This is a genomic window from Blautia sp. aa_0143 (assembly GCF_004167315.1).
GTDB lineage: Bacteria > Bacillota > Clostridia > Lachnospirales > Lachnospiraceae > Blautia_A > Blautia_A fusiformis.
Window position 1 is genome coordinate 50,719 of the sequence record NZ_RCXU01000003.1, and the last position, 14,201, is coordinate 64,919.

11 protein-coding genes are annotated in these 14,201 nt (G+C 46.1%); 4 read left to right on the forward strand and 7 right to left on the reverse strand.

The window, feature by feature from the left end; all coding sequences use genetic code 11:
- Positions 1-227: 227 nt before the first annotated feature.
- Both EAI83_RS02000 and EAI83_RS02005 read left to right on the forward strand, forming a co-directional pair.
- The gene (locus EAI83_RS02000; protein ID WP_022426901.1) at positions 228-1,046 is read left to right on the forward strand and encodes a histidinol-phosphatase HisJ family protein; all 819 of its coding nucleotides are present in this window, start codon (positions 228-230) and stop codon (positions 1,044-1,046) included.
- A 75-nt stretch (positions 1,047-1,121) separates the two neighbouring features.
- A complete protein-coding gene (locus EAI83_RS02005) occupies positions 1,122-3,176 on the forward strand; it encodes a hypothetical protein (protein ID WP_129974541.1) in 2,055 nt (684 codons plus the stop codon).
- A gap of 135 nt (positions 3,177-3,311) precedes the next feature.
- Here EAI83_RS02005 and EAI83_RS02010 read toward each other — a convergent pair whose 3' ends face one another.
- The 4 genes from EAI83_RS02010 to EAI83_RS02025 all read right to left on the reverse strand — a co-directional run bounded on the left by EAI83_RS02010 (position 3,312) and on the right by EAI83_RS02025 (position 8,076).
- Positions 3,312-5,870 (reverse strand): HAD-IC family P-type ATPase, encoded by a 2,559-nt coding sequence (locus tag EAI83_RS02010; protein WP_129974542.1) that lies wholly within the window; start codon positions 5,868-5,870, stop codon positions 3,312-3,314.
- A gap of 89 nt (positions 5,871-5,959) precedes the next feature.
- Positions 5,960-6,406 (reverse strand): Fe-S cluster assembly scaffold protein NifU, encoded by a 447-nt coding sequence (nifU, locus tag EAI83_RS02015; protein ID WP_015526995.1) that lies wholly within the window; start codon positions 6,404-6,406, stop codon positions 5,960-5,962.
- Between the two features lie 28 nt (positions 6,407-6,434).
- A complete protein-coding gene (gene nifS / locus EAI83_RS02020; RefSeq protein WP_021650819.1) occupies positions 6,435-7,622 on the reverse strand; it encodes a cysteine desulfurase NifS in 1,188 nt (395 codons plus the stop codon).
- A gap of 25 nt (positions 7,623-7,647) precedes the next feature.
- Positions 7,648-8,076, reverse strand: a complete 429-nt coding sequence (locus EAI83_RS02025) for an RrF2 family transcriptional regulator (RefSeq protein ID WP_015526993.1) — start codon at positions 8,074-8,076, stop codon at positions 7,648-7,650.
- A gap of 122 nt (positions 8,077-8,198) precedes the next feature.
- Between EAI83_RS02025 and EAI83_RS02030 the strand changes: the two genes are divergently transcribed.
- Positions 8,199-9,533 (forward strand): polysaccharide biosynthesis protein, encoded by a 1,335-nt coding sequence (locus EAI83_RS02030; RefSeq protein ID WP_022427043.1) that lies wholly within the window; start codon positions 8,199-8,201, stop codon positions 9,531-9,533.
- A gap of 42 nt (positions 9,534-9,575) precedes the next feature.
- Positions 9,576-10,607, forward strand: a complete 1,032-nt coding sequence (locus EAI83_RS02035; protein WP_015526991.1) for a 3-deoxy-7-phosphoheptulonate synthase — start codon at positions 9,576-9,578, stop codon at positions 10,605-10,607.
- Positions 10,608-10,747: 140 nt separating this feature from the next.
- Here EAI83_RS02035 and xerD read toward each other — a convergent pair whose 3' ends face one another.
- The 3 genes from xerD to rny all read right to left on the reverse strand — a co-directional run bounded on the left by xerD (position 10,748) and on the right by rny (position 14,109).
- Complete coding sequence (xerD, locus tag EAI83_RS02040) at positions 10,748-11,632, reverse strand: site-specific tyrosine recombinase XerD (protein ID WP_015526990.1); 885 nt, start codon at positions 11,630-11,632, stop codon at positions 10,748-10,750.
- A 179-nt stretch (positions 11,633-11,811) separates the two neighbouring features.
- Positions 11,812-12,420 carry a stage II sporulation protein M gene (locus tag EAI83_RS02045; RefSeq protein ID WP_022426694.1) on the reverse strand — a complete coding sequence of 203 codons (609 nt, stop codon included), beginning with the start codon at positions 12,418-12,420 and terminating at the stop codon, positions 11,812-11,814.
- A gap of 129 nt (positions 12,421-12,549) precedes the next feature.
- Entirely contained in the window at positions 12,550-14,109 is a 1,560-nt protein-coding gene (gene rny, locus EAI83_RS02050) for a ribonuclease Y (RefSeq protein WP_021650814.1), read from the reverse strand.
- Positions 14,110-14,201: the final 92 nt, after the last annotated feature.

Genomic DNA, 14,201 nt, shown 5'->3' on the forward strand with positions numbered 1-14,201 from the left:
CCTAATTCCAAACAAAAATTCAAGAGCTATTTATAAAAAAGAACATTAAAATAAATATTAAGAAAATTTCTGAAAAATGTGCTATAATTCTCTGATAGAAAGTTCTGTCCTGCTGATTCCCAAAACGGATATCTATATTCCCGCTGGGAGTTTGACTTTCCCGGATTCATAACAGGCAGATACGATCATTGTCACAGAATATAAAGGCTTGAATATGGAGGTACAAAATGGACCAGAAAATTTTATGGGACTGCCATATGCACTCCTCTTTTTCCGCAGATTCCGATACACCGATGGAAGAAATGATCCAGACTGCCGCAGACCAGGGTCTCACGGGAATCTGTTTTACTGAACATTTTGATCCGGATTATCCCGATACTCCGGAAAATCTTGATTTTTCCCTGAACATCCCTGCATACCGTCAGAAACTTGAGAGTCTTGCGGATGCTTTTAAAGACCAGATTCAGGTTAACTTCGGGATCGAGCTTGGACTTCAGCCTCAGCTTGCAGAATCTTTTTCCGATCTTCTGAAAGAAGTTCCCTTTGATTTCGTTATTGGTTCCTCCCATGTGGTGCACGGATACGATCCTTATTATCCTTCTTATTTTGAGGGCCGTAAGGAATCCGCATGCTACATGGAATATTTTGAATCCATCCTGGAAAATATCGCTGCTTTTGACGAGATGGATGTGTACGGACATATCGACTATGTAGTACGTTATGGTCCAAATCAGAACCGTCAGTATTCTTACGGACGATATAAGGAGATCCTGGACGAGATCCTGCGGACATTGATCCGCAAAAATGTGGGAATCGAGCTGAACACAGGCGGTTATCACTACGGGCTTGGTGAACCGAATCCATGTGTCAATATTATCCGACGTTACCGTGAGCTTGGCGGTGAGATCATCACCATCGGTGCAGATGCCCATACTCCGGATAAGATCGGCTATGCCTTTGACAAGGCGGCTGATGTTCTCCGTGAATGTGGTTTTTCCTATTATGCTGTATTTAAAAACCGCCGTCCTGTTTTTCATAAGCTGTAGCTCTGTTTCTCTCTCCGGTGAGAGAGTTTACATTTTTATACCGAAAATATCATTTTATCTAAGGAGGAACTCTATATGTCAACAAAAAGACTCCAGAAAAAGAAAGCTGCCATGCAGGCAAAAAAAGAAAAGCAGCTGAAAAAAAATACCTCTGCTGCCGGCACCAGTTCCAGTGCTGCCAAATCTGTTGAAAATGCTAAAGCCGAAGTGAAAAAACTTGAAACCGTAAAGAAGGAAACGCTTAAAGTCGAAACCTCAAAAACTGAACCGATCAAAGTCGAGACTTCCAAGACCGAACCGATCAAGGTCGAGACTTCCAAGACTGAGCCGATCAAGGTTGAGACCTCAAAGACCGAGCCGATCAAGGTCGAGACTTCCAAGACCGAACCGATCAAGGTCGAGACTTCCAAGACCGAGCCGATCAAGGTTGAGACCTCAAAGACTGAACCGGCGAAAGTTACTACTTCCAAGACCGAGCCTCTGAAAGTCGAAACTTCCAAGGAGGACACAGCTTACGATGCCCTCTACGAGAAACGTCTGAAATACTACTACAATGATCTGAAATGGCTCTACTGCGAGCTGTTCCGCGATCATCCGGAAGTTGCCGGCACATTCTCAAGCCTCACAAAAAAAATGAAAGAGATTTATCGTGAGCGTTCTCTTTCCATGAAGGAAGCTGACCAGACCTGCGTTGCTGATCCTGACTGGTTCCGTAAGACTACTTTCACCGGAATGGCTGTAAATCCTGCTGACTTCGCAGATACTCTTTCCGGTCTATCTAATAAACTGGACTATATCAGCGAATGTAATGCAGACACTCTGTACCTGACAGATCTTTTCCAGGCAACCTCCAACTGCTCTCTTCGCATTATCCCGGAGATCGGAACCTCCGAAGATCTGTACACACTTGCAGCTAACTGTAGGAAAGCAGGTATCCGCCTGGCTCTTGAGATCCCGTTAAGTCTTTCTGTGGATGACCCACAGTCCGGTGCGCCATGTGTGCTCCAGACTCCGGCTTATTTCAATGCAATGCTTCTTCAGATCCTGGAGCTTGCAAATGAAGGTGCTTCTGTATTCAGCCTTGGTGTCCTTCCGATGATGCCGGAAGAAAATCTCTGGAAGCTTCACTCTCTGCTGCGTATGACCCGAATGGTGTGTGAGATCGTATGCCCCGGAATTCTTCTCCTTGGCGAAACAGACCGCCCACCTGCAGAGGCTGCTGCATTTGGCGGAACTTCCGATATGCCGGAACTTCACATTGTAAACAGCACCCAGCTGATGTCCGATCTCTGGCATACCGTTGCCACAAAGGACACTGCCCTTCTCCGCCGGGGAATCGACAGAGCTGCAGACCTTCCGCAGGCACCGGTATTCCAGAATTACCTCCGTAACCGCAACACGGTACGCTGGAATCTGGACTATGATTTCCTGAAAGGAAGCTTTATCACAGAAGGGCCTCACAGAGATTATCTGAATGAATTCCTGGCAGGTATTTTCCCTGATTCCTTTGCCCGGGGTGAAATTTATGTAAATCCGGAAACCGAGAAATCTGAGCTCTGCGGAACAACCGCATCTCTTGCAGGAATCGAGCGTTTTGATTATGAAGGAAATATGGAGGGTGTCAGCCGGGGAATCCGCTATGACGTAGCACTTCATGCATTGCTTCTTTCCCTCCCCGGAATTCCGGTACTTCGAAGCGGTGACGAGGTCGGACAGCTGAATGACTACACCTATAAAACAGACATTTCCAAAGCAGCTGATCCCCGCTGGCTCCACAACGGACGTTTCAACTGGGCACTTGCCCGGAACAGAGCCGATGCCGAAACGATCCAGGGACGCATTTTCAACAGTCTTGAGCAGCTGGAATCCATCCGTGCCAGCCATCCGGTATTTGCACCTGAAGTTTCTGCACATACACTGGAAACCTGGGAAAAAGCTCTCCTTGCCCTGGTAAGAGAAACTTCTGAAGAAAAGCTGATCTGCATCTACAACTTCAGCGACCAGGATAAGGTAGCCTGGATCAACGAACAGGACGGTACCTACACAGATCTTCTCACAGGAGTTCAGAGAGACGCACAGGCTGTAGAGATCCCGGCCTTCGGATTTATCTGGCTTATGCACACAAAATAATAGCTTTGTCAGGCGGATATCCACAATCTGCATTCTCTACACAGCTCTGCACCGGATAACTGCTTCACAGTTTATTTGCAAAAAAAGGACACTGCCATTTTCAACGGGCAGTGTCCTTTTTTATTTCTCATATTATTATTTTCTCAGCTTATCAATAAATGCAGCAAATTTCCCCTGTTCCCCACTATCCAGCGAACGGCTGTAAATATTTCTGAGCCAGGCCGTGATCACATCGATCAGGATCGGAGAAAATGTCATCAGAAGGAACACCAAAATGATCATTCCGAATTCCAGCGATCCCAGTGTCAGAAGATTCTGCAGAACCACCGCCGCACCGAAAAAGATCACCTGCATACTGTAAATGATCACCTTTCGATACTTATTCAGAGGTGCGTAAACTGTCTTAAGTGCTGCCATATAATTCCATCCTGTTACAAGCACACAGGCTGTATTCAGCATAGCATTGGAATGGTATACATTCTGGCATACCAGCATCACACTGAACACACAGCCCGTGATGGTCACAGCAGCCGGAAATGCATTCATAAATACATGACGCAAAAATGTATGGTCGATCTTCTCATAATTATTCTCCTGTGCCAGAAGGAATGTAGGAATACCAACAGCGCAGGCACTGATCAGAGACATCTGGATCGGCTCAAAGGGATAGGAATCCCCGAAGAAGATCGTGATCAGTGACAGCAGCACGGAAAAAATCGTTTTGATCAGAAACATCGATGCCGCAGTACGGATATTATTTACAACCCGGCGTCCCTGATTCACAATTTCCGGCATTGCTGCAAAATTAGAATCCAGCAATACCACATTGGCAATATTCTTGGCAGCATCACTGCCCTCAGCCATGGCAATACTGCAGTCCGCCTCTTTAAGCGCCAGAACATCATTGACACCATCACCGGTCATGGCAACCGTATGCTTCTGAGCCTGTAAAGACTTCACCATTGCCTGCTTCTGCTGAGGTGTTACACGCCCGAACACACTATATTCTGCAACTGCCTCGTCCATCTGTTCCTGAGTTGTGATCGTTGTCGCATCTATATAATGCTCTGCATTTTTAAGGCCGGCACGTCTGGCAATTGCAGAAACCGTCACCGGATCATCACCGGAGATCACTTTCAGATCAACACCCTGACTTTCGAAATATGCCAGCGTATCCGGTGCCTCTGCACGGATCACATCGGTAATAAGCAAAAGTCCGACAGGTTCCAGTCCCTCCGGAAGCTCCGCTCCCTCACTCACATTTACACTATGGGCAAGAACCAACACACGAAGACCTTCCTCTGCAAATCTGCCACAATACTCCATCAGCTCCGGGTTCCCTTCCGGAAAAAGAAACTGCGCTGCACCCATCAGATAAGTACCTGTATCTGTAAATGCAGATCCGCTGTACTTCCTGTCAGAAGAAAACGGGATCACATGATCCAGCTCCATATCCTGAGATACTTTAAATCTTGCCCTGAGTGCATCGGCAGTGGCATTCTGATCCTTCAGCACAGAAAGCAGATTTCCCATGATATGCTCGATCTCCCGGGTCTTCTCCGGATCTTCCTGACTATGTTTCTCCGGGTCAGCTTCTGACTTTTCCTGTAATACGAGATTCGCGCTTCCATCCTCCTTTGCGATCGCATCTGTTGCTGAAACTGCAGAAGTCGCAGAACTCTCAGTTCCATCGCTGTCACCTTCGCCGGATTCAGGATCTTTCCCGGATATTGTCTCTGAAATCTCATCATACACCGGCGGATAGTTCTCCACCGCCTCCACACACATGGTACCCTCTGTGATAGTTCCTGTCTTATCCAGGCAGAGCGTATCCACGCGTGCAAGAGTTTCTATACAGTACAGCTCCTGCACCAGCGTCTTCTTCTGGGCAAGCTTCAGCGCACCCAGAGTCAGTGCCACACTGGTAAGAAGGACCAGTCCCTCCGGGATCATTCCCAGGACCGCTGCAACCATATTGACAACAGAATCCCGGATATTGTCTCCCACAAAATAATACTGTTTATAAAAAAGCAGCGCACCCATTGGTACGATAATGATACTGATCACCTTCAGAATGGCATTCAGGGAATTTCTAAGCTCTGAATTATGGCGTTTGAATTCCTTTGCCTCGCTGGTGATCCTTGACGCATAGTTGTCACTTCCCACATGGATGATCTGGCAACAGGCCTGTCCCGCCGTCACAAAGCTTCCGGAAAAAAGCTCATCTCCCGGATTCTTCGGAAGATTGTCTGCCTCACCGGTAAGCAGAGATTCATTGACCTCAAGACTTCCCTCCAGGATCTTCGCATCTGCCGGAACCTGTTCTCCGGCCTTCAGGAATATCAGATCATCGACAACCAGCTTCTCTGTAGAAATTTTCCATTTTTTTCCTTCACGCAGAACAACCGTCTTGGATTCTGTCAGGATGGCCAGCTTGTCAATCGTCTTCTTGGCACGGACCTCCTGAATGATCCCGATCACGGTATTAATAAAAATGATTCCTACAAACATGGAGTTTTTGTAGGAACCAACCAGCAGTACGAGAACCAGCAGCACCAGGTTCAGAAAATTGAAGAATGTCAACGTATTCTCCAGAATGATCTGCTTATATGTCCTGGTGTTGGGGTTTTCGTTATTATTTACCTGGCCCTGCGCAATTCTTTCCTGAACTTCTTCGTTCGTAAGTCCTGTCATGCTTCTTACTTACCTGTCCTTTCAATGGCTTACGGTTCTGTTCGACTGAAGCTTGCTCATGCCCCGGTTATGATCGTAAATAAAAGGAATCAATACTCCTCTTCTGTATCCTCTTCACCCTCGTGGATATCAGACTTCGGTTTGGAAAGACCCTCGATCTTAATGTGATGTTTCTCTGCATAATCCCAGAGAGCTGCATGAATTGCTTCCTCAGCAAGCAGGGAACAGTGGATCTTTACCGGCGGAAGTCCGTCCAGAGCCTCCATAACGGCCTTGTTGGTTACTTCCATAGCTTCCTCAATGGTCTTGCCCATTACAAGTTCTGTTGCCATGCTGCTTGTTGCAACTGCTGCACCGCATCCAAATGTTTTAAATTTGCAGTCTTTGATAATATGAGTTTCGTCATCGATATCAAGGAATATTCTCATAATATCACCGCATTTTGCATTTCCTACAGTACCCACGCCACTTGCGTTCTCGATCTCACCGACATTACGTGGATGCTGAAAATGATCCATTACTTTTTCACTATACATTATTTTTTCCTCCTGGCAAGTATTTTTATTATTTTTTCTGCTTTTTAATAAAATCTTCATATAATGGAGACATGCTTCTTAAGTTTGCAGTAATATCTTTCAGCTTATCTACTACAAAATCAACATCCTCCATTGTCGTCTCCTCGCTTAAGGTCATACGGAGAGATCCGTGTGCGATCTCATGAGGAAGACCGATAGCTAACAGAACGTGTGACGGATCCAGAGAACCGGATGTACATGCGGAACCGCTGGATGCACAGATTCCGAAATTATCAAGCATCAGAAGAAGTGACTCTCCCTCGATGAACTGGATGCTTACATTTACGTTGTTCGGAAGACGTTTTACTTTATCTCCATTGAGACGTACGTACGGGATCTCTGTGAGGATCCTGCTGATCATATGATCTCTGATCTCGATTTCTTTTGCAGTACGCTCTTTCATGGACTTGTTTGCACGCTCTGCTGCAAGACCGTATCCTACGATACCAGGAACGTTCTCTGTACCTGCACGACGTTTTCTCTCCTGTGCTCCGCCATGTACGAAGGAGCGGATCTTAACGCCCTTACGGATATAGAGGAAGCCGATTCCCTTCGGTCCGTTGATCTTATGTCCGCTGGAGCTGAGCATATCGATATTGAACTCATCTACATTGATCGGGATCTGGCCGAATGCCTGAACAGCATCTGTATGGAACAGGATTCCATGCTCATGTGCGATCTGTCCGATCTCTTTCAGCGGCTCAAGAGTACCAATCTCATTGTTTGCAGCCATAACAGAGATCAGGATGGTCTCCGGTGTGATGGCTTTCTGAAGCTCATCCAGGTCAATGAAACCATTCTCATCTACATCCAGGTATGTGACCTTGGCACCACGCTCTTTTTCAAGGTACTCGCAGGTATGAAGGATGGCATGATGCTCGATCTTTGTTGTGATGATATGGTTTCCTTTATTTTTATATGCCTCAAAGGTCGCTTTCAGAGCCCAGTTATCAGACTCGGAACCACCTGCAGTAAAATAGATCTCCTCTTTTTTGGCTCCGATCACATCTGCGATCTGCTGTCTTGCCTTTGCGATGGCAGCCTTGCTGTTTGCCGCAAAATCATAAACGGTTGAAGCATTTCCATAAAACTCTGTAAAATACGGCAGCATAGCCTCCACAACTTCCGGTGCGGTCTTTGTGGTAGCCGCATTGTCCAGATATATCATTTTTCCCATTTTCTTTTCCTCCTGTTCAGGATAATTATTTTTCGTGTATTCTCCGGCTTTCTTCGATCAGCTCACTGAGCATCAGGGTATCCACTGCATCTGTGATGCTGTCGTTGATCCTCTTCCACACTAATTTAGCCACGCAGAGATCAGAACCCTGGCAGCCACCGTCACCTTCTGTTCCCGGACATGTTGCAGCCTCCAGGCCACCCTCCAGGACACGAAGGATATCTCCCACTGAAATCTCTTCTGCCGGTCTTCCAAGGAAGTATCCTCCGGCTGCGCCGCGGACACTCTTCACAAGGCCCGCTTTCTTCAAAAGTGCCATCAGCTGCTCCAGATAGCTGACTGATATATTCTGACGGCCCGCAATACTCTGAAGCGAGACCGCTTCTTTTTCACTGTAAAGACCAAGGTCTATCAAAGCCTTAAGTCCGTATTTTGCTCTTGTTGACAGTTTCATCCGCTCACCTCTTTTTCAATTCCCAGTGTTTTCCTCGGATTTCATGTTTACTCTATCAGAAACATATGGTTCTGTCAAGACTAACTTCTTCATATACTGACAAAAAAGACTCAAGGTTATCCATGTCAAAAAAAATATTTCTCAAAGGAACCCTGATTCTTGCCTGCACAGGCCTTATCAGCCGTATCGCAGGTTTCTTTTATAGAATATTCCTCTCCCATGCCATTGGTGCGGAAGGTCTTGGTTTGTATCAGCTGGTTCTTCCTCTCCAGGGACTTATGGCCGCTTTATCCTATACAGGGATCCAGTCTGCCCTTTCACGCCTGATCGCGTCCAGACTTGCCCTTCAAGAGAAAAAGGAGGCACGTTTTTCGCTGGTCACAGGAACACTTATGGCTGTCTTTTTTTCTGCTGCAGCCGGTTTTCTGCTTTTTCAGCACGCATATTTTTTTGCTTCCGCAATTCTGAAAACACCGCAGACTGCCGGTCTTCTTCGCATAACAGCTGTCAGTATTCCTCTCTGTGCCATTCATTCCTGCATTGACAGCTATTATTATGCCCGAAAAAAAGCCTCTGTTCCGGCAGTCGTGCAGCTTTCGGAGCAGTCTGCACGGATCGGCACTACCTATATCCTATATCTGATCTTTCTTTCCGAAGGGCGTCCGATCACTGCATTGATCGCAGCGGGAGGTTCCCTTGCCGGAGAGACTGCCGCTTCGCTGGTGTCGCTGCTGGTAGTTTCCTTTCATTTCGGAAATCACCCTATACACGAAAAGACTCCCGTCAGGATCTTTCCGCTGATAAAGGACCTTTTCACACTGTCTTTTCCCATTTCCCTGAACAGGATCCTTCTGACACTTCTCGGCAGCATAGAAGCGGTCCTGATCCCACAGATGCTTCTGCGTTCCGGCATGACAGCCTCAGACTCACTGAAGATCTATGGGCTCTTTACAGGAATGGCACTGCCCCTGCTCCTGTTTCCTTCCACACTTACGTCTTCCGCTGCTGTAATGCTGATGCCTTCCATCGCACAGCTTGATGCACTGGGAAAGCAGAAGCAGATCCGCCGTGTCACAGATCAGACCTTTTTTCTGTGCATGTTCCTGGGATTTCTATGCGGAAGCGGATTCTTTCTTTTTGGCCCATTCCTCGGAACATTGCTTTTTCACAGCCAGACTGCCGGCACCTACATACGGTATCTGTCTTTTATCTGTCCTTTTCTTTATACAAACACCATGCTCACCAGCATCCTGCAGGGACTTGGAAAACCGGGGCTCTGTCTGATACACAGTATTGCCGGCATTCTCATCCGTATTTTCTCCGTTGTTTTTATAATTCCGGCAACAGGGATCCGAGGCTATTTTTACGGGATTTTTCTGGGTGAGCTGCTGCTTACTCTTCTACACGTGAAAGCGCTAAAATTTCCCTATCGACAATCGGCCAATAATCGTTTATAATAAATAATCGAAATGTCTATAGTTATGGAGGAATAAAGTACTATGAGTTTTGAATTCATAAAAAAACTGCCAACTCCTGAGGAAATCCGCAATCAGTATCCGCTCGATGCTGAACTTCAGGCGCTCAAGGAGAAACGCGATGCTGAGATTCGCGACGTTTTCACCGGAAAATCCGATAAATTCCTCGCTATCATCGGACCATGTTCTGCAGATAACGAAGATGCCGTATGCGATTATCTTTTAAGACTTCGCAAAGTTCAGGAAAAGATCGAGGATAAAGTCCTTATCATCCCGCGTGTTTACACAAACAAACCACGTACGACCGGTGAAGGATACAAGGGAATGGTCCATCAGCCGGATCCTGAGAAAAAACCGAACCTTCTTGCCGGACTGATCGCGATCCGTAAGATGCACATGCGCGCTATCCGCGAAAGCGGCTTCACCTGTGCAGATGAGATGCTTTACCCGGAGAACTACCGTTATCTCTCTGATCTGCTTTCCTACGTTGCTGTAGGCGCACGTTCTGTTGAAGATCAGCAGCACAGACTCACTGTCAGCGGCATGGATGTTCCGGCTGGTATGAAGAATCCTACCAGTGGTGACTACAGCGTTATGCTGAACTCCATTGTTGCAGCACAGGGCGCTCATCGTTTTATTTACAGAAGCTGGGAGGTTGAGACCACCGGTAATCCACTCTCTCACGCAATCCTTCGTGGTGCAGTAAACAAGCATGGGGAAGCAATCCCAAACTACCATTACGAGGATCTTCGTCTTCTCTATGATAAATACCATGCAAAGAACCTTGCCAACCCGGCAGTGATCGTGGATACCAACCACTCCAACTCCAACAAGCATTACGAGCAGCAGGTTCGTATCGCAAGTGAGGTTCTTCACAGCCGTCAGGTAGATCCTGAGCTTCACTCCATGGTAAAGGGTCTCATGATCGAGAGCTATATCGAGCCAGGCAACCAGAAGATCGGTGGAGATCACATCTACGGAAAATCCATCACAGATGCCTGCCTTGGTTGGGATGAGTCTGAGAAGCTGCTTTACACGATTGCTGAAAATTGCTAAGATCTGTCTGATCTGCAGTTCAGGAAACGGATATTTGTGATCCTTTTACACTTTATGTTCAAAAAAAAGAACCGGCATTCTTCCATTTTGGAAGCTGCCGGTTCTTTTTTGAACGCGTTTTTTATATTATTTCTTACAGATCAATGCCTCGGATGTGCTTTCATATATACGTCTCGCATTTTCGCAACGCCAAAATTCAGATAGACCTGTGTGGTGGAAATATCCGAATGTCCAAGCATTTCCTGCACACTCTTCACGTCCGCTCCATTCTGCAGCATATGTGCGGCAAAAGAATGTCTCAGTGTATGCGGCGTGATATCATGCTGGATCCCGGCTTCCTCTGCATATCCCTTCAGAACCTTCCAGAATCCCTGTCTGCTCATGGATTTTCCTGAACAGTTGGTAAAAAGACTCTCCGTCTCATTTTCTTTCACAAATTTTCCACGGGCTTCCTTCAGATATTTCTCCATGGCTGTTTTGCATACATTTCCTATCGGGATCACCCGTTCCTTATCCTCATCGTGACAGACTACATAACCAAGCCGCAGATTGAGATCCTCCAGGTTCAGCCGCAAAAGTTCACTGACGCGCATTCCTGTAGCATACAAAAGCTCCAGCATGGCACTGTCCCGGATTCCCTTCGGTGTATTCAGATCCGGCTGTTTCAAAAGGCGGTCTACCTCATCCACAGTAAGGATCTCCGGCATCCGCTTCTCAACCTTGGGCGGCTTCAGTTCCAGAGACGGATCCCTCTCGATCCTGTTCTCCTGATAAAGATACTGAAACAAGGCACGGATAGATGCTACATTTCTGGAGATCGTTGAGGAAGCGAACTGTCCTCTCTCCATATAGCTGAGATAGCCTTCCAGCTCCAGTTCTCCTACATCTCGGATATCATAGATCCCACGATCTGCAAAATACACTGCCATCTTCTTCAGGTCTCTCTGGTAAGATACTTCTGTATTATGTGACGTCCTTTTTCTATTATGTAAATATGTAATAAATTCCCGTATCTCTATGTCCATTTCTCTGCATCCCGTTTCTCTAAAATCATACTCGTTTATGACTGAATTATACTGTGAATTTTACATAAAATCAAACAGTTTTTCATCGTAAAACCGCACAATTTCAACACTTTCCGGCGCAAACCACCAAATATCGCAGATTTTATGGAAACCATTACTAGATATTGTGGAAATTTTCCTCAAAAAAATTTCAGGCCCTTTATAACTTTTTCTACGATCCAGGGATTCAGAAAACTTTCTGCGAGGATTCCTCCTGTATACAGCAGAAAAACTGTGATCCCCTGCCGAAAATAAGCCCCTGTTTTCTGCGGCACAAGTCCATAATTTTTCCAGATCCCATACGATTGTCTGTATACGATACCTGCAAGATAAAAATACGCCGGAATATAGACCAGATACTGCGGCATCAGAAGTCCGGCGCCGGCCACACCGCCATAAATACCAAATTCCAGAACCGATAATGCCAGGATCATTCCTGTCTCTATTCCCAAAAACAGCATATATGCGACCGTCAAAGGCACTCCGAATATTGTAAATCCGCATAAAAACAACAGAAGAAAAAAACCTCCTCTTCGTCGCAGCACTTCCAGGAAATAAGCTCCGCCGGAAATATCTTTTCCTGCAAAGCTGCGGATCAGATAAAAAGAAGCCAGGGTTTTCTGTTTCCACTCCATTTTCCAGATCAGATTTGGCAACACATTTCCCGCAAAAAATCCGGTCATAAAAAGAAGCTCCGCCGGAAAACGTCCGGCATTTTTCCACTTCCGGTTCTCTGTCTTACTCTCCATTTACTCACCCTGTACCAGTTTACGCCTGTTTTTCCGGTAATATGACCGTTTTTCCACATGACAAAAAGGCCGGCCAGCTAAAAAGCTGTCCGACCTTTGATATTTCCAGAACTTTCTTCCATTGAAAGCTTATTTTGCGTAGTCAACCGCTCTGCTTTCACGGATCACATTAACTTTGATCTGTCCAGGATACTCAAGCTCTGCCTCGATCTGCTTTGCAATATCTCTTGCAAGGAGAACCATATCTGCATCACTTACATGATCCGGCACGACCATAACACGAATTTCTCTTCCTGCCTGAATAGCAAAAGATTTCTCTACACCTTTGAATTCATTGGTGATATCCTCAAGCTGTTTCAGACGATTAGTATAGGTTTCCAGGGTCTCACGTCTTGCTCCAGGTCTTGCTGCGGAAATTGCATCAGCAGCCTGTACAATACACGCGATCAGAGATTCCGGCTCCACATCACCATGATGAGACGCAACCGTGTTGATAACGATCGGGGACTCCTTGTATTTCTTGCAGAGATCCACACCGATCTGAATATGAGAACCTTCTACCTCATGGTCAATGGATTTACCAATGTCATGAAGAAGTCCGGCACGCTTGGCCATACGCACATCCACACCAACTTCTCCTGCAAGAAGTCCGGAAAGCTGTGCAACCTCAATTGAATGTCTCAGAGCATTCTGTCCATAGCTTGAACGGAATTTCATACGTCCAAGAAGCTTCAGAAGTTCCGGATGGATTCCATGTACCCCTACATCCATGGCAGCATTCTCACCATCTTCCCGGATCTGTGCTTCCACTTCTTTCTGGGCTTTCTCTACCATCTCTTCAATTCTTGCCGGATGGATACGTCCATCCACGATCAGTTTCTCAAGAGCCACTCTGGCGATCTCTCTCCTGATCGGATCAAATGCGGAGAGTACCACTGCCTCCGGTGTATCATCAATGATCAGATCCACACCGGTAAGTGTCTCAAGTGTACGGATGTTACGGCCTTCACGACCGATGATCCTTCCCTTCATTTCATCACTTGGAAGCTGTACCACAGAAATCGTTGTCTCGGAAACATGATCCACTGCACATTTCTGAATGGCATTGACTACATATTCCCTGGCTTTCTTATTGGCATCTTCCTTTGCTCTGTTCTCAAGCTCTTTATAGAGTCTTGCAACATCCACCTTTACGTCATCTTCTACAGATTTCAGTAATTCTTCTTTTGCCTGTTCGGAGGTAAGACCTGAAACTCGTTCCAGTTCCTGTACTCCTTTTTCCTCAAGTTCATTTACTCGTTTTTCTTTTTCTTGTAACTCGTTAAATTTCGCTGTACATTCCAGCTCACGCTTCTCCACTGCATTGGCTTTTTTGTCAACAGATTCCTCTTTTGACAAAACTCGCTTCTCGTATCTCTGCAGCTCGTTTCTCCGTTCCTTGGTTTCCCTTTCCAGTTCATTTTTAGTTCGCAGAGATTCTTCCTTTACTTCAAGTAAAGTTTCACGTTTCTTGGTCTCTGCTGCTTTCAATGCTTCATCAAGAATATTCCTTGCCTTATCCTCTGCTGTACCTATGATTTCCGCATCCTTGCGTACTTTCTTGTCAACAGCAACCTTGCAAGTAACAGGAACTGCAATAAGTAGCGTGACTACCACAGCGACAATAACACCGATAATTGTGCCTGCCACAGGAGCACCTCCTTATTTAGTTTTCATTGTACAAATACAACAATACAAGTTTAGCTGTTTTTCACATTTATGTCAAGTTTTTCTCATGAAAA

Excerpts from the sequence above, each read along its gene's own strand:
- xerD (WP_015526990.1), bottom strand. The coding sequence starts at position 11,632 with ATGGACATAGAGATACGGGAATTTATTACATATTTACATAATAGAAAA.
- EAI83_RS02045 (WP_022426694.1), bottom strand. The coding sequence starts at position 12,420 with ATGGAGAGTAAGACAGAGAACCGGAAGTGGAAAAATGCCGGACGTTTT.
- EAI83_RS02005 (WP_129974541.1), top strand. The coding sequence starts at position 1,122 with ATGTCAACAAAAAGACTCCAGAAAAAGAAAGCTGCCATGCAGGCAAAA.
- EAI83_RS02025 (WP_015526993.1), bottom strand. The coding sequence starts at position 8,076 with ATGAAACTGTCAACAAGAGCAAAATACGGACTTAAGGCTTTGATAGAC.
- EAI83_RS02030 (WP_022427043.1), top strand. The coding sequence starts at position 8,199 with ATGTCAAAAAAAATATTTCTCAAAGGAACCCTGATTCTTGCCTGCACA.
- EAI83_RS02035 (WP_015526991.1), top strand. The coding sequence starts at position 9,576 with ATGAGTTTTGAATTCATAAAAAAACTGCCAACTCCTGAGGAAATCCGC.
- nifU (WP_015526995.1), bottom strand. The coding sequence starts at position 6,406 with ATGTATAGTGAAAAAGTAATGGATCATTTTCAGCATCCACGTAATGTC.
- nifS (WP_021650819.1), bottom strand. The coding sequence starts at position 7,622 with ATGGGAAAAATGATATATCTGGACAATGCGGCTACCACAAAGACCGCA.
- EAI83_RS02010 (WP_129974542.1), bottom strand. The coding sequence starts at position 5,870 with ATGACAGGACTTACGAACGAAGAAGTTCAGGAAAGAATTGCGCAGGGC.
- EAI83_RS02000 (WP_022426901.1), top strand. The coding sequence starts at position 228 with ATGGACCAGAAAATTTTATGGGACTGCCATATGCACTCCTCTTTTTCC.